The 15,290-nt window shown below is 68.6% G+C and carries 15 protein-coding genes; 12 read left to right on the top strand and 3 right to left on the bottom strand.

Going from position 1 to position 15,290, the window contains the following annotated elements:
* The first annotated feature begins 38 nt into the window (after positions 1 to 38).
* The gene (gene atpC, locus VB716_RS14640) at positions 39 to 446 is read left to right on the top strand and encodes an ATP synthase F1 subunit epsilon (RefSeq protein ID WP_197156793.1); all 408 of its coding nucleotides are present in this window, start codon (positions 39 to 41) and stop codon (positions 444 to 446) included.
* A gap of 64 nt (positions 447 to 510) precedes the next feature.
* Positions 511 to 1,692: a rhomboid family intramembrane serine protease gene (locus VB716_RS14635; RefSeq protein WP_197156794.1), complete on the top strand. Its 1,182-nt coding sequence runs from the start codon at positions 511 to 513 to the stop codon at positions 1,690 to 1,692.
* Here VB716_RS14635 and VB716_RS14630 read toward each other — a convergent pair.
* A complete protein-coding gene (locus VB716_RS14630) occupies positions 1,637 to 3,970 on the bottom strand; it encodes a transglycosylase domain-containing protein (RefSeq protein ID WP_231598004.1) in 2,334 nt (777 codons plus the stop codon). The two genes, VB716_RS14635 and VB716_RS14630, sit on opposite strands and share 56 nt — an antisense overlap.
* 59 nt (positions 3,971 to 4,029) lie before the next feature.
* On the opposite strand from VB716_RS14630, the gene VB716_RS14625 reads away from it, so the two are divergent.
* Genes VB716_RS14625 through VB716_RS14600 form a run of 6 tightly spaced genes read left to right on the top strand, consistent with a single transcriptional unit; the run spans position 4,030 to position 9,882 of the window.
* Positions 4,030 to 4,302, top strand: a complete 273-nt coding sequence (locus VB716_RS14625; RefSeq protein WP_197156796.1) for a hypothetical protein — start codon at positions 4,030 to 4,032, stop codon at positions 4,300 to 4,302.
* Complete coding sequence (locus tag VB716_RS14620; RefSeq protein WP_322758428.1) at positions 4,299 to 5,141, top strand: FHA domain-containing protein; 843 nt, start codon at positions 4,299 to 4,301, stop codon at positions 5,139 to 5,141. Before VB716_RS14625 ends, VB716_RS14620 begins: the two co-directional genes overlap by 4 nt.
* The gene (locus VB716_RS14615) at positions 5,138 to 6,469 is read left to right on the top strand and encodes a protein kinase domain-containing protein (protein WP_323270867.1); all 1,332 of its coding nucleotides are present in this window, start codon (positions 5,138 to 5,140) and stop codon (positions 6,467 to 6,469) included. Before VB716_RS14620 ends, VB716_RS14615 begins: the two co-directional genes overlap by 4 nt.
* A gap of 20 nt (positions 6,470 to 6,489) precedes the next feature.
* Complete coding sequence (locus VB716_RS14610; protein WP_323270866.1) at positions 6,490 to 7,227, top strand: vWA domain-containing protein; 738 nt, start codon at positions 6,490 to 6,492, stop codon at positions 7,225 to 7,227.
* A complete protein-coding gene (locus VB716_RS14605; protein WP_323270865.1) occupies positions 7,224 to 8,813 on the top strand; it encodes a protein phosphatase 2C domain-containing protein in 1,590 nt (529 codons plus the stop codon). The genes VB716_RS14610 and VB716_RS14605 overlap by 4 nt, the downstream gene beginning before the upstream one ends.
* Positions 8,814 to 8,823: 10 nt before the next feature.
* A complete protein-coding gene (locus VB716_RS14600) occupies positions 8,824 to 9,882 on the top strand; it encodes a hypothetical protein (protein ID WP_323270863.1) in 1,059 nt (352 codons plus the stop codon).
* Between the two features lie 165 nt (positions 9,883 to 10,047).
* On the opposite strand, the gene VB716_RS14595 is transcribed toward VB716_RS14600, so the two are convergent.
* Positions 10,048 to 10,590 carry a 30S ribosomal protein PSRP-3 gene (locus VB716_RS14595; RefSeq protein WP_370594661.1) on the bottom strand — a complete coding sequence of 181 codons (543 nt, stop codon included), beginning with the start codon at positions 10,588 to 10,590 and terminating at the stop codon, positions 10,048 to 10,050.
* Positions 10,591 to 10,650: 60 nt separating this feature from the next.
* On the opposite strand from VB716_RS14595, the gene VB716_RS14590 reads away from it, so the two are divergent.
* Both VB716_RS14590 and VB716_RS14585 read left to right on the top strand, forming a co-directional pair.
* Positions 10,651 to 11,310 (top strand): transaldolase family protein, encoded by a 660-nt coding sequence (locus VB716_RS14590; protein ID WP_197156809.1) that lies wholly within the window; start codon positions 10,651 to 10,653, stop codon positions 11,308 to 11,310.
* A 13-nt stretch (positions 11,311 to 11,323) separates the two neighbouring features.
* Positions 11,324 to 12,124, top strand: a complete 801-nt coding sequence (locus tag VB716_RS14585) for a TIGR01548 family HAD-type hydrolase (protein WP_197156811.1) — start codon at positions 11,324 to 11,326, stop codon at positions 12,122 to 12,124.
* Here the strand turns inward: VB716_RS14585 and VB716_RS14580 are convergent.
* Positions 12,096 to 13,427, bottom strand: coding sequence for an aminopeptidase P N-terminal domain-containing protein (locus VB716_RS14580; protein WP_322758424.1), 1,332 nt, complete (start codon positions 13,425 to 13,427; stop codon positions 12,096 to 12,098). The two genes, VB716_RS14585 and VB716_RS14580, sit on opposite strands and share 29 nt — an antisense overlap.
* 174 nt (positions 13,428 to 13,601) lie before the next feature.
* On the opposite strand from VB716_RS14580, the gene VB716_RS14575 reads away from it, so the two are divergent.
* Both VB716_RS14575 and VB716_RS14570 read left to right on the top strand, forming a co-directional pair.
* Positions 13,602 to 14,642 (top strand): CNNM domain-containing protein, encoded by a 1,041-nt coding sequence (locus tag VB716_RS14575; protein ID WP_197170591.1) that lies wholly within the window; start codon positions 13,602 to 13,604, stop codon positions 14,640 to 14,642.
* A gap of 62 nt (positions 14,643 to 14,704) precedes the next feature.
* Positions 14,705 to 15,290, top strand: a 586-nt coding sequence (locus tag VB716_RS14570; RefSeq protein ID WP_323270874.1) for an Era-like GTP-binding protein, incomplete at its 3' end; no start/stop codon positions are given.

Here is a 15,290-nt window from a genome sequence, read left to right as displayed (position 1 = left end):
CGTCCATCCACCGCTCGTTTCCCTGAGGTCCCCGATCCATGAGTCTCACTCTCCGCGTTCTGGCACCAGACCAGAGCGTTTTCGACGGCAGCGCCGACGAGGTGATCCTGCCCAGCACCACCGGTCAGGTGGGTATCCTTCCCGGGCATGTCACCATGCTGGCGGCCCTGGATACCGGCGTGATGCGTCTGCGTGACGCCAATGGCTGGAGCACCATCGCCCTGATGGGTGGCTTCGCCGAGGTGGAAGCCGATGAAGTCACGGTGCTGGTCAACGCCGCCGAACTCGGCAGCAGCATCAACACCGCCGCCGCCGAAACGGCCTTCGAGGCCGCTCAGCAGGCTGCCGCGGTGTTCGAAGGCCAGCAGCCCAGCCCCGAAAAGCTGAAGGCTCAACAGAGCCTGGCCCGGGCCAGGGCGCGGCTGCAGGCCAGCAAAGCCAGCTGAAAACCCAAGGCTGGTTTGGCCCTCCCCATCACCCTCCTAAGCTCGCCCCGCAGGGTTCGAGGGCATGGGGAAGGGTGAAGAGCTGGGCCAGCAGCTGAGGGCATGGAATGAGGCTGGACTGCTCGACCTCGAGCACCCCACAGCTCTGGCCAACCGCCTGATCGATGGACTGGGCGCGGAGGAATGGCTCAAAGGGCCGATCCGCGATCTGGCCTCCCAGCCGCTGCTCCGCCAGGTGCTTCGCCAACGGGATGGGGGCACCCGGCACTCGGCCCTGCAGAGCCTGGTCCATCAGCTCGAATCGACCTACGCCCCCAAGGTTCTCGTTGAGCTGCTGGCGCTCCTTCAGGCTGCCACCGGTCAATCCATCAGCCTGTCAGCGCTCGCTGAGTCCATCCCCGATCGGGCCTTGATCACTGGACCGTCCAGTGATGGACCGTGCCTTGTCAATGCTTCCGGCCCCGCTCCTGCTGCTGTGGAGATTGCAGCAGGAGCGGCAGGTCTCGCTCACCAGCTTCATCTCCTGGGTCCTGGAGTCGCCCTGGCGGCCACCGCCGCCCTGGTGTGGCGCTGGTCGGCCGGGGAGTTACAGCGCTGGGTGTTTGAACCCTGGGGCTGGAGCGGCGGAGTGGTGCTGGTGGTGCTGCTGGCACTGCTTCAGGCCCTGGCCCTCGGTCCCCTCAAGGTGGTCCGGCGTCAGTGGCCCCTGGAACAGGCCGATGCCACCGATCCCCACCAGGCGTGGCGCTGGATCTGCGCCCCCTGGATTCACCATGCCAATGGGGAGGCGCTGCTCAACCTGGTGCTGCTGCTGATCCTGCTGGGGCCATCCCCTTTGCCCCTGCCGGAGGTGGTGCTGCGCTACTGCCTCACCAGCCTGGCCACCGCAGCCCTGGCCCTGCTGCTGGCGCAACGCCGCACCAGCGAAGGGCGCTGGGATGGAGCTTCGGGGGCCGTCAGCGCTCTGATCGGCCTGGGCAGTGGCGCCAGCCTGTTGCACTGGCGATCGCTGAGCTATCCCTTCGGCCCCCTGGCGATTCCCGCCTGGGTGCTGCTGGTGGTGTACGGAACCCTGCAACTCAGCTGGCTGCTGCCCCGGCGCAGCCCCCAGGACAGCAGCCGTCCGATCGACCGCCTGCTCAGCAGCCAGTGGTGGTGGGGACTGCAGCTCGGCCTCGCCTGGGCGCTGATCAGCCGGCTTGGCCAGTGGCTGCAGGTGCTGCAGCAGACCCGCCCAGCCGGCTGACGTCAGCAGCAGCAGCCATGTAGCGCCCCCACAACTCCGCCACCAGGGCCCCACTGGCGGCTTCGGCGGGTTTGTTGTCGTCGTTGCCCATCCAGATGGCGGTGAGAATTTTCAGCGACGGTGAATAGCCGACAAACAGCACATCAACGCCGTTGTTGGTGGTGCCGGTCTTGCCGCGGGCATCGGCCACCAGAGCGGCCGCCTTGCCGGTGCCGCGCTGCACCACCGCGGCCAGCAGGGCATCCATCTGTTGCGCATGCTCCGGCGGGATCAACTGACGGGATGTCTCCCCCACCGGCACCGTCACCCCCCGCTCCGGGCAGGTGGCAAGGCTGTAGATCGACTGGCAGATGCCCAGGTCATAGATGCGGCTGACGCCGTGCATCGGCACCGATTGGCCACCATTCGCCACCACCGCATAGGCCCGGGCCAGCTCATAGAGCAGGGTTTCACGTCCGCCCAGGATGGTGTTGAAGTCGAGGTCGAGGGGGGTGCTGATCCCCAGCCGGCGGGCCTGGTCCACCACCTGGCGCAGGCCGGCCCGCTGGGCCAGGCGCAGGGCCACCACATTCTCGGAAGCGGCGAAGCCATCGGCCACGCTGGTGGTGCCATCGGCTGAGCCTGCCCCGTGGCGGCAGCCGGCCACATAGGACAGCGGCGCGCAGGAGATGCGGTCGTCCGGGCTGACCCCACGGGCCAGGGCCGCCAGAAAGGTGAACAGCTTGAAGGCCGAGCCGGGCTGGCGCAACGCCTGAACCCGATCAAAGCTGGAGCGGCTGTAATCGCCGCCGCCCACGTAGGCGAGGATGTCACCACTCTCGAAATTCAGGGAAATCAGTGCTCCCTGGGTGAGGCCTGCCCGGGCCGCCGGACCCTCCAGGAAGCGCTGCAACTGTTGCTGCGCCAGGGCCTGCAGCCTGGGATCAATCGTGCTCACCACGCTGTAGTTGCCGCCACTCTCCTGTTCGGAGAGGTTGAGACCGAAGCGGGTGCCCTCCAGCTCACCTAGCACGTAATCGCTGAAGAATGGATAGCTGGTGAAGGTGGACGCGCGGCAGGCGGAGGGATCAATGTTGAGTGGACGGCGCTCGGCATCGATCAGCCCCTGATCGGAGAGAAAGCCCTGCTCGTGCATCAGTTTCAGCACGAGGTTGCGCCGCTCCCGACCGGCGGTGGGGTCGTCGCGGTTGCAGGGGCTGTAGCCATTGGGGCTAGGCAGCAGACCCACCAGAAACGCGGCCTGGCCCACATCCAGATCGCGGGCCGACTGACGGAAATACAGCTGAGAAGCCTGCTCGAACCCATCGGTGCCCAGGCCGAGATGGGCCCGGTCCAGATACATCTTCAGGATCCGGTTCTTGCTGTAGCCCACCTCCAGCTGCAGCGCCACCCATAATTCCCGCAGCTTGCGGGCCAGGCTCACCTCCGTGCCCACGGAGGGGTAGTAGAGACGCGCCACCTGCTGGGTGAGGCCGCTGCCACCACCGCTGCCGAGCAGGACGGAGCGCAGGGTGCCGAACAGGTCGAGGCCACTGTTCCAGCCGAACCGCGATTCCTCCGAGGCCACAAGGGCCTGGCGCAGATGCAGGGGATAGTCCTGCAGGGAGGGCAGGGCCGTGGCCGAGCCCTCACGGGCATCGACCTGCTCACCGCTGGCCGCAAAGATCTTCACCGGTCCGGCAATGGCGCGGATCCGGGAGCCGCCCCCCACCGAGGCCGCAGCCAGCAGCCCGCCCACCAGCAGCCCCGAGCCCAGCAAGGCCGCCAGGCCAGCCAGGTGGACCACCTGCTCGAGGGCACTGCGGGGATGGCGATACAGCAGCCGCGGCGCTTCCCCCTTCAGCGGCGATCCCAGCTGCACCACATCACCGTGGCGCAGGCGGATGGCACGGATGCGGCGGTCGCGGTGGAACAGGCCGTTGGCGGAGTTGAAGTCTTCGAGGCAGAAGTCGCGATCGCCCAGCCGCTTCTGCTCGAGGATGGCGTGTACCCGGCTGAGGCTGGGATCGGCGACCGGCAGCTCGCAGGCCGGATCGCGACCGATGCGCAGCCGCTGGCCTGGCTTGAGGGAACGGGCCAGCACCAACCGATCGCCTTGCCACAGTTCGGCGCGGGCCTGTCGGGCCACCAGGTGTCGCCAGGCGGAGCCGAGGGCCCCGGGGCGCTGGGCCAATGGGCCGCGGCTGCAGGCAATCCAGAGGGCCCGCCAGCGACGGCGGCGGCTGTGTGCTGCGGCGGTGCGGCCAACGACTTGGGCGCCGGGGTCGGACGACGGCACGGGCAGGGCAGTCCACGGCGACGGCCCCATAGGCTACGGACAGCGATGGCGGGAAACGGGTGGAGCGCCAGCGGGATCCCTGGGAGCCCTTCCGGCTGTGGCTGGCCCTCACGATCGGGCTCTATGCCCTGCGCGCCAGCTTTGCGGCGACCTGGCTCGGGGCGATCCCCGGCTGGGTGCTGCTGACCCTGGTGCTCCTGGCCCTGGCGCTGGCCAGCAAGGCCCTGTTGTTCCCGGGCCGCGTCGTGCCCTACCGCGAGGGGGACGGGGGCTGGTGGGCAGACCTGCGCGAAGACTGGCAGCTCTGGTGGCAGCGCCGCCGCGGCCCATGACCAACCCAGCCCCCGCACCACCCCACGCTCGGCTGGTGCAGCAGAACGATCCGGGCAGCAGCGTGCCACTCGATTCCGGCCGGCCCCTGAGCATCGGCCGTGACCCGGCCAATCAGCTCTGCCTGCCGAACGCGGCTGGGCTGTCGCGTCGGCATGCGGAGATCCGCAGCTCCAGCGACAACACGGGCTGGGTGATCGCGGATCTGGGCAGCGCCAACGGCACCTACGTGGGCCGCCAGCGGATCACAGCCCCCCACCCCCTGCAGGACGGCGATCGGATCCAGCTGGGCCGCAACGGACCGGTGTTCTTGTTTCAGTGGGAGTCCGCCACTGCTCAGCAGAGCAGCGCTTCGAGCGCAACGGGTTCGCAGGCCACTGCTGCGACGACCACTGCTTCGAAGACCACTGCTTCGAAGACCACTGCTTCGAAATCCACTTCCGGAAAGGCCCGTGCAGCAAGGCCGGCGCCGCAGCCCGCCGTGGCAGCGCAAGCTGCGGGATCCGCCCCTGCAGAGATCGACATCGGTGGGGAACGGATCAGCCTCGATCGGATCCGCTCAGCCGAGCTGCGCAGCCTGGCCCTCCACCCCCACATCTTCAGCTGGTGGGTGCTCGTCTGCCTCGGCGGTCTGCTGCTGCTGCCCTTTCCCCTGGTGTTCTGGCCCCTGCAGGTGGCAGCCCTGGCCGGCGCAGTGCTGCTGGGCTCGCGCAAGCAGCACGTTCTGGTGGTGGTGCTGCGCGACGGGCTGGCCTACCGGCGCAGCTTCTCCAACCGGATCACGGCCCTCTCACACCGCAATGGCATTCGCCGGGCCCTGGGCCAGACGGTGGAGCCATGACCTGGATCCTGCCGTTGGGCGAGACCCTGCAGATGGAGGAACTCAGCAGCCCGATCCAAATCCGGCGCGCCCTGGGGGGCGGCACCCAGGGCCAGGTGTTCGCGGTGGAGGTGGATGGCGAAGCTCTGGCCCTGAAGTGGTATCTGCCGGCGTGCCTGGCCCGTGATCCCCAGTTGGCCCGCCGCCTCAGCGACAGCATTCGCGCCACGGCCCCCAATCAGGATTTCCTCTGGCCGATCGCCCTGCTGCACCCCAGCGCCGCCAGCCGTGCTCAGATCCGCTGCCGCGACACCGGTTTCGGGTATCTGATGGACCTGAGACCGGCGGACTACGTGGGCGCCCATGAGCACGTCGCGGGCCGCATCGAGATCAGCCTGCGCTCTGTGCTGCGGGCCTGCTTCTTCCTGGCTGACGCCTTCCATGCCCTGCACCTGCGCGGCCTCTGTTACAAGGACATCTCCCTGGGCAACCTGTTCCTCCAACCCGGCAGCGGCCGCATCCTGATCTGCGACAACGACAACGTCGATGTGGACGGGCGTGACCCTGGCAGCGTGCTGGGTACGCCCGGGTTCATGGCTCCCGAGGTGCTGCTGGGCCAGGCCCGCCCCGGCGCCGACAGCGATCTGTTCTCGCTGGCGGTGCTGATCTTCAGGCTGCTCACCCGCCACGATCCGCTGAGGGGACAACGGGAGCTCGCGATTCGCTGCCTCGATGAACCCGCCCGCCGCCGCCTCTACGGCGAAGACCCCCTGTTCATCTTTGATCCGGCCGATCCGTCCAACCGACCCGATCCGATCGAGCACACCGCCGCCCTGATCACCTGGCCGATCTACCCGGAGCGGCTCAAGGACCTGTTCGAGCAGACCTTCTGCCGCGGCCTGCGCCAGCCCAGCCAGCGGGCCCTGACGGGCCAGTGGCGCCGGGCCCTGTCGATCACCCTGGACCAGCGGCAGCTGTGCCGGGCCTGCGGCCAGGAGGTCTTCCCCGACGATCAGAGTGCCAGAACCTGCTGGAGCTGCGGCTCGCCGCTGCAGCCGGTCCTGCGGCTGCAGCTGGCCCATGGGGAGGTGATCGCCGCACCGGACAACGAGCTGCATCCCCATCACTTCGATGCCCTCGTACCCGAGAGCCTGCTCACCCCCCTGGCACGGGTGGAGGCCCACCCCGGCGATCCCTCAATCGTGGGACTGCGCAACCTCTCGACAGAACCCTGGAGCGTGGAGCTGCTCAACGGCGCCGTGGTGCCGTTGCAACCCCAAAAAACCTGTAATCTCGCGCCCGTGCGACGGCTCACCACGCCGGCCGGGGCGATCACGGTGCTGCGCTGACCCCTGGCCCGTGGTGCCCCATGCCCTTCCCCAACGTTCGCCTCGCCAACCGACCGCTCCACTTCCTCTACCTGTGCGACTGCTCCGGTTCGATGGCAGCCCAGGGCAAGATGCAGGCGCTCAACCAGGCGATCCGCCAGTCGCTGCCGGGCATGGCCGAGGTGTCCCGGCAGAACCCGGAAGCCCGGCTGCTGGTGCGGGCGGTGCGCTTCGCCGACCAGGCCCACTGGCACATCGCCGAGCCCACGCCGGTGGAGCAGCTCAGCTGGATCGACCTTGAGGCCGGCGGCGTGACCGCCATGGGCGAGGCCCTGGAACTGGTGGCGGCCGCCCTGCAGACGCCGCCGATGGAGGAGCGGGCTCTGCCGCCGGTGCTGGTGCTGATTTCCGACGGCCAACCCACCGATGATTTCGATCGCGGCCTGCGCGCGTTGTTCCGCCAGCCCTGGGCCCAGAAGGCGGTGCGGCTGGCGATTGCCCTCGGCCACGACGCCGATCTGGAGGTGCTGCAGCAGTTCATCGGCCAGGATCCCGGCGGCAGCGGCCGATCAGCGCGACGCCCGCTGCAGGCCGGCAACGCCACCTCCCTGGCCCAGTACATCCAGTGGGCCTCCACGGCCGTGGTGAACGCCGCCTCCATGCCCGCCAGCCGCATGGTGCCGTCGGCAAAGACCGCAGCCCCGGGCCCCATCCCCCTGCCGGATCTGCCTCCGACCGTGCTCGATCCCACCGACGATGTCGGTCCCCTGGTGTGGTGAGCCCCTGGCAGCCGGCCAGGATCTGCAGCCGCCCCGGAGCAGCCCACCAACGCCGCGGCCAGGTCTGCCAGGACTGGAGCGCGGCCGTCGAACTGCGCAGCCTCGATGGCCTGCCCGTGAAGGTGATGGCCGTGGCCGATGGCCACGGTGGCGCCCGGTACCACCGCAGCGACATCGGCAGCCGCCTCGCCTGCACAGCCGCCCTGACGGCCGTGGCCGCCACGCTGGAGACCAGCCGTCTGGCCGACACTGCCGCTGGCCAGCCGATGGAGCAGTGGCGACGGTGGCTGCAACAGGCGTTGCCGCTGGCCATTCTCTCCACCTGGCGAGAAGCGGTGGAGGCCGACCGGGCCAGGCGGCCGGAGCCAGACAACCCAGCGGGACAGGAGGGCGTCCCCGCACTGGAAAGCGCAGCGGCGCAAGACTGGCTGGCCTATGGCACCACCCTGGGGCTGGTGGTGCTGACACCGCACTGGTGGGGCCACACCGGACTGGGCGACTGGGACCTGGTGCGGGTGGAGGCCGAGGGCGTGGCCGTGCTGCTGGATGAGGAAGCGAACGACCCAGCCGCACCGGGGGAAGCCACCGGCAGCCTCTGCCTGCCCGACGCCGCCTCGCTGTTTGCGTCGCGCTCCGGGCTGCACCGGCTCGACAGCCCCCAGGCGCGCTTCGCCCTGCTGCTCAGCACCGATGGACTGCGCAAGTCCTGCGCCACGGATCCTGACTTCCTGGCACTTGCTGCGTTCCTGGTGAGCGCAGTCCAAGCCGGATCGACGGCTCCGGCCCATGCGTTGGATCAAGCGGCCGCACCGGCAGACGCTCCAGAGGCAAGCCAGGAGTCCACTGAGCTTCCCAGCCTGCTGGATCGCATCAGCCGCGAGGGCAGCGGCGACGATGTGAGCGTGGCCATGACCTGGTTCGAGCCTGAGGGGTCGCTCGCGGCTGAACCGGTCAATCCTGAGCGAACAAAGCCTGTGCAACGGAGGGCGGAGCAAGCAACCGCTGAGCCAACACCCGCGGCAACCGCAACGGCGAAACCAACAACGGTTCAGCCAAAAGCTTCTCAGCCAGCCAACGAAACCGCCGATGCTCCTGATGTTGGTTCCTCTGCCGTCGCCGGCAAGGGGCGACCATCCACTTCACGCCTCCTGCTGGGTCTCAGTCTGGGTCTGGCAGGAGCGCTGGCTCTGTTGAGCTCCTTGGGGCTGCTGGGGCAGCGGTCCCCACCAAGGCCTGCCACGCCCCTGAAAATGGAGCCTTCTTCCCCTGAGTCCCTGCCACCTGAGCCAGTCCGTCAGTTGGTCCAGACACTCTGCCAGGGTTCACCGGCATCGATCCGAGGCACCCTGCGCAACCGCCGCGCCCAGTTCGAGGGGCTGGGGCGGGGCACAATCGCTCCAGATCTGCTCAACGCAACCAGCACCAGCGATCCCCTCGGAGCCCTGATCGCGGCCAGCTTCGATCCGGCGCAGCGCACGATGGTGCGCGGATCAGCCCTTCAGGCTCTGGGAGCCTGTGCAGCGTTGCAGTCCGCCTTGCAGGAGCAATGGCAGCAGACCATGCCCACCCCATCCCCATCCCGCTGATCCGCCTGCCATGAACGACTACCAGCTCGGGGCCGCCCTGCGGGAGCGGGTGCTGCAGCTTCGTTCCCAGAACCTGCCGATCGAGGGCCGTCGTCTGCAGGGGCTGGTGGGTGACCTCTGCGGCAGTGAGCAGACCGCCCTGCTGCCGGCACTGCGCCATCTGGTGTTGTCCGCCGCCTTCCACAGCGGTGCGAGCCAGGCCAGGCCCCTGGCGGATCCGCGCCTGGCGGCCCGGCTGATGGCGGAACTGCGCGAGGTGTTCGCCGTCACGATCTGTGCCCGCATGGAGGGGGTGGTCCTGGGCCTGCTGGCCCTGCCAGGGCCGATGACCCCTTCAGGCTCAGAGGCGGCACCCCATCCAGGCGTGCCCCGGCAAACCGCTGCTGTGCCAGTGGCGGTAGCAGCGGTGCCCGTAGAGGTCTCAGCCGTTCAACCGCCCGTGGTGCCACAGATGCCGCGTGCGGCACCAGCCGCCGAGGATGTCTATGCGGTGGAGGCACAGAGGGCATCAGGCGGCAGCCGGGGCCTCGTGGCCTTCCTGGCCTTTCTCACCGGCAGCCTCAGCGTGGCACTGGTGGCCGTGGTGCTGTGGATGCACCAGTCGGCGCAGCAGAGCGCCCTGCAACCGAGCGCGCCGGTGGTGCGCCAACCGGTGGCACCCCCTACCCCCGCATCTGTAAGCCAGCCTGAGCCCCCCCAGGTGCCAGAGCTGCCCGAACCTGAACCCACTCCTGAGGCCGCCACGGCGGAGCAGGCCATGGAGAGCATCCGCAGCCTCTACGAGAGCCTCAGCCGCAAAGATTTCGAGCAGGCCCGTCAGTGGTTTGCCGGCGCGGCAGCCGACCAGTTCGACGCCGCCTTCTTCGAGCAGTTCCAACAGGTGACCGTGTCGGATCTGCAGACCACCGGCAGCAATGGCAGCAGCCTCACCCTCGATGGGGTGGTGACCTTCGTCTACCCGGATGGCACCAGCCAGAGCGAGACACGCAGCTTCACGGTGGACATCGCCACCTCGCCGGCCCTGATCACGAACAGTGCCTTCGTTCGGGTGCTGCAGGCGCGCCGGTGATTCCAAAGCTCTGAATCAAGATCTCTGAATTCAGAACCCTGTATCCAAAGCTGATGCCAGCCCGATGTAGCAAGGTCCCGAAAAAATCCCGTGATGGAACCCTGCCAGGTTTCCATCGCGGGATGAGGGACATCGTCAATGCCCAAGGAAACTCCAGCGGAAGGATCAGGCGGTCCCGCAGAAGGTGACATCGGGGAACTTGAGCTTGGCCTCCTCGAGGCTCTTGCCCTTGCCCTCCTCCTGCCAGTAGTTGATCACTTCGGTGGCCTTGTTGAGGATCTCCACCCGCTCGTTATCCGTGATCCAGCTCTTGGCTTCCAGCTCGGATTTCAGGGTTTCCCAGGCATCTTCCCGGGGCCAGAAGAAATAGGCGGTGAGTGGGCTGGGGCCACCACCCACGATCTGATCCACCGCCAGGGCGACGTTGTCCGACAGCCAGAGGATCTTGAGCAGGAAGCGACCCTCATCGGCCTTGGGGGTATAGCCGGAAGGAACGCCATCTTCATCGATGGTGGCCGTGGCCAGGGCGGCGCTGCCACCGCGCATCACCGGACGGCCCTGGGTGGCGGTGTCGGCGGCAGGGGCATCCGCAGCGGCGGCCACTTCTGCGGGGGCCTCCGTCACGGCAGCGGCACTGGAGCTTTCAGCACCGGCGCTGGCGCTCTCGGCGCTGGCGGTCTCAGTGGCCGTCATGGTTTCGGCGCTCAAGGAACAAGGTCAAACAATTAACCTACCAGTCGCCAAGGCGCGACCGGCTCGATCCCGCCCATGACGCTGCGCCTGTTCCTCGATTCCGCCGACCCCAGCGACTGGGAGGCTTGGCTGCCCAGCGGGCTGTTCTTTGGGATCACCACCAATCCCAGTCTGCTGAAAAAGGCCGGCCAGCCCTGCGATCTGGACCATCTGCGCCAGCTCAGCCGCCGCGCCCTGGAGCTGCTGCCCCAGGAACTGCATCTGCAGGCCTGGGGCAGCAGCACCGCCGACCTGGTGCGCCGTGGCACTGCCCTGCATGCCATTGCACCAGACCAGATCGTCGTGAAAGTACCGGTGACCGCCACCGGTGCTGCGGCAGCGAAACAGCTGATCAGCCAGGCCATCCCCGTCACGTTCACCGCCTGTTACGAGCCGGCCCAGGTGTTGATCGCCGCCGCCCTGGGAGCCCGTTACATCGCCCCCTACCTCGGCCGCATCAGTGACCTGGGACGCGATGGTCACGCCGAGCTGATCACCATGCAGCGCTGCCTCGATGGCGTGGGCTCTGGCGTGAGGCTCCTGGTGGCCAGCCTCCGCCAGGCCAGCGATCTGACCCGCCTGGCGGAGGCAGGGATGACCACCTTCACCATGGGCCCAGCCATCGCCGCAGGGCTGTTCGCCAGTGAAGCCACCGAAGCCGCCGTCGCCCAGTTCGAGCAGGATGCGATCGCCTGATCGGCACCGCCTGATGTCCCCCCGTGCCGTTCTGCTCTTCGACATCGACGGTGTGATCCGGGATGTCGGCGGCAGTTATCGGCGCGCCATCGTGGAAACGGTGCACCAGTTCAGCGGCCAGCGCCCTGAGCCCGGTGCCATCGACACCCTCAAAAGTGAAGGCTGCTGGAACAACGACTGGGAAGCCTCGCTGGAGCTGCTGCGCCGCTCAGGTCATACCCCGCTCCCAGCCTTCGAAGCCCTGGTGGACGTGTTTGGCGGCTTCTACTTCGGTGGCGACCCCGAGGGGGATTCCAGTCTGTGGCAGGGGTTCATCGGCAGCGAACCGCTGCTGGTGGAATCTGATTTCTTTGCTGCGCTGACCAGGGCCAACGTGGCCTGGGGCTTCGTGAGCGGTGCGGAGCCCCCGTCCTGCCGCTACGTGCTGGAGACACGGCTGGGGCTGCGCGAGCCCCCGCTGATCGCCATGGGCCAGGCTCCCGACAAGCCCGACCCCACGGGCCTGCTGCTGCTTGCCAGCCAGCTCACGGGCGCAGCGCTGGATCAGGCGAGTCCGCCGATCGCCTACCTGGGCGACACCGTGGCGGATGTTCTCACCGTGCAGCGGGCTCGGCAGCACTGCCCTGCTGTCCGCTTCCTCAGCCTGGCCGTCGCCCCACCCCACCTGCAGGTCCCGGAAGCCATCGACCTCCGAGCTGCCTACGAGGCCCGGCTGATCGAAGCCGGAGCCGATGTGGTGCTGCCCTGCACCAGGGCCCTCGAACCCGAAGCCCTGTTGCGCTGGCTCAGCGCTCCATCGCCGCCGGCGCCTTGAGAGCAGCAGCCGTGAGGACCTCGTGGCCCTGCTCCGTCACCGCCACGTCATCCTCGATGCGGATGCCGATCCCCTTCCAACGCTCCTCGATCGCCGGCTGGCCCTCCGGCACCGGCAACCGATCGCTCACGTACAACCCCGGCTCCACGGTGAGCACCATGCCGGGCTCGAGCGCCACTGGATGCTCGCCGAGCCGGTAGGCGCCCACATCGTGCACGTCGAGACCGAGCCAGTGGCCGGTGCGGTGCATGTAGAGATGGCGGTAGGCGCCCTGCTCGATCACGCTGTCGGCCGAGCCCCGCAGCAGGCCCAGCTCCAGCAGGCCCTCCACCAGCACCCGCACCGCCGTGTCGTGGACCTGTTCGGCGGTGGCCTCCGGCCGCACCACCGCCACGGCCGCCTCCTGGGCCGCCAGCACCAGCTCGTAGAGGGCCCGTTGCTCGGCGCTGAAGCGGCCGCCCACCGGAAAGGTACGGGTGATGTCGCCGTTGTAGTAGTCGCCCAGGCTGCAGCCGGCATCGATCAGCAGCAGGTCGCCATCCCGCAGCTCGGCGGCATTGGCGGTGTAGTGCAACACGCAAGCGTTGTCGCCGCCGGCGACGATCGAGCCGTAGGCCGCTCCGCGCGCGCCCCGTTCGAGGAAGTGCTGCTCGATCACCGCCTGAACCTGCCGCTCCAGCAGGCCCGGCCGCGTCACCCGGCGAGCCAGTTCGTGGGCTTCGGCGGAGATCCGCGCCGCTTCCCGCAGCCGCTCCAGTTCCTCGGGGCTCTTGCGCAGGCGCAACTCATGCAGCATCGGACAGGGGGCGACCAGCCCCAGGGCGGCGCTGCCGGTGCGGGGGGCCCGATCCAGCTGATGGGCCCAGGCCTGCAGCACCAGCGGCTCCACCGTGGGATGCCGCCCCACCCGGAAAGCGATGCCCTCGGCACCCTTGAGGTAGTCGGCCAGCCGCTGGGGCAGCTCGGCGATCGGATGGGCCCGGTCAGCACCGAAGCGCTCCACCGCCCCCTCACAACCCCAGCGGAAGCCGTTCCAGACTTCAGCGGTGGGATCCTTCGGCTCCACGAAGAGCACGAAGGGATGCTCGGGGCAATGGGGCAGGAACAGGGCCACCGCCCCGGGCTCATCGAAGCCGGTGAGATACCAGAAATCACTGTTCTGGCGGAAGGCATGCTCCACATCGGCGTGGTGCGTCGCCAGGGAGGAGGCCGGGATCACCGCCGCCACGCCACCGAGGCGGTGCAGGAAGCGTCCGCGCCGCTCCGCATAGGCCGCGGCGTCAATCGGAGGCGGGCTGGCCATGGGCGGCGGAACGGCTCGACAGCCAGAAGTTGGAACAGCCGGTTTAATACAGAGACCGCGCAAGTTGCGTGCCTTGGGCCCGGAACGGCCAGCACGCTTCCCGGTTGTTGACGCCGCCCCTGCGATCGCTCACCTCTCCACCACCTCCGTCCCCCCCCACGCGCCCATCGCCGGATGAACGATTACCTCGTCCTCGGCGTGTTGGTGGTGGTGATGCTGCTGGGCTCGGCGGTGTGCTCCGGTGTCGAGGCCGCCCTGCTCACCGTGAGCCCGATCCGGGTGCATGAGCTGGCCCATCGTCCTCGGCCATCCGGCAGCGCCCGCCGCCTTGAGCAGCTGCGCAACCGCCTGGGCCGCACCCTGTCGGTGCTGGTGATCGTCAACAACACCTTCAACATCTTCGGCAGCCTGATGGTGGGCGGCTTCGCCAGCTGGGTGTTCAGCCGCCACAACATCGATCCCGTCGCCCTGCCGCTGTTCTCGGTGGGGCTCACCCTGCTGGTCATCCTGCTGGGCGAGATCCTGCCCAAGGCCCTCGGCAGCCGGCTGGCGCTGCCGGTCTCCCTGGCCAGCGCGCAGAGCCTGACGCTGCTCCTGAAGCTGATGCTGCCCCTGGTGCTGGTGCTGGAACGCCTGCTGCCTGGCATCAGCGATGAGAATGAGCTCAACACCGACGAAGAGGAAATCCGACTGCTGGCCAGGCTCGGCTCCCAGAAAGGGCAGATCGAGGCCGACGAGGCCGCCATGATCGCCAAGGTGTTCCAGCTCAATGACCTCACCGCCAGGGATCTGATGGTGCCGCGGGTGGCGGCCCCCACCCTGCAGGGCCAGGCCAGCCTCGAGAGTCTGCGGTCCAACCTGCTGTCCAACCCGGCCTCCTGGTGGGTGGTGCTGGGCGAGGAGGTCGATGAGGTGCTGGGGGTGGCAAACCGCGAACGGCTGCTCAGTGCCCTGTTGCAGCAGGAAGGCGCGATGACCGCCGCCGAGCTGTGCGAGCCGGTGGAATACGTGCCGGAGATGATTCGCGCCGATCGGCTGCTCACCGGCTTCCGGCGGAACAGCAGCGGCATCCGCGTGGTGGTGGATGAATTCGGTGGCTTCGTGGGGGTGATCGGCGCCGATGCGGTGCTGGCGGTGCTGGCCGGCTGGTGGCGCCGCCCCCAGACCGGTGGGGACAACCTCGCCCTCAACGTGGAGCAGGAACAGCCGTCATGACCTCCCCCTCGCTGAGCCACGGGTCCCGCCGGGGCTCCGCACCACCAGCCCATCGCCCGAGGCTGACGCCCCCGCCCACCGCTGAGCGCTGCCTGCTGCTGCTGCGCCGCTGGCGGGCAGAGCTGCAGCTCAGCCCCCGCGAAACCACCCTGCTTGGACCGGAGCTGGCAGGGCTGGACCGGCAACTGCAGCGTCTGGAGCAGAAGCAGCCGCGCCTGGCCGTGTTCGGCCGGGTGGGGGTCGGGAAATCGAGCCTGCTCAATGCCCTGCTTGGCGAGGAGGCCTTTGCCACGGATGTGGCCCATGGCTGCACCCGTCGCCAGGCGAGCCGGCCCTGGCAGCAGCCGATCGCGGGGCTGAGCGCCGTTGAGCTGGTCGACACGCCGGGGATCGACGAGATCGCCGCCGAAGCGCGTTCCCGGCTGGCGGCCCGTCTGGCCCTCGGCGCTGATCTGGTGCTGCTGGTGCTGGATGGTGATCTCACCAGCGTCGAGCTGGAGGCGCTTGAACCCTTGCTGGCCAGTGGCAAACCGCTGCTGCTGGTGCTCAACCGCTGCGACTGCTGGCCCGAGCCGGAACGCCAGGCGCTGCTGGCCAGCATCCGCCGCCGGCTCCCCGCCGCCGCCCGCCCCCCTGGCCCTTATACAC

Source organism: Synechococcus sp. CCY9201 (assembly GCF_034931105.1).
GTDB lineage: Bacteria > Cyanobacteriota > Cyanobacteriia > PCC-6307 > Cyanobiaceae > CBW1002.
The sequence above is the reverse complement of the archived record's forward strand: the minus strand, read 5'-3'. Positions and strand labels throughout refer to the sequence as shown.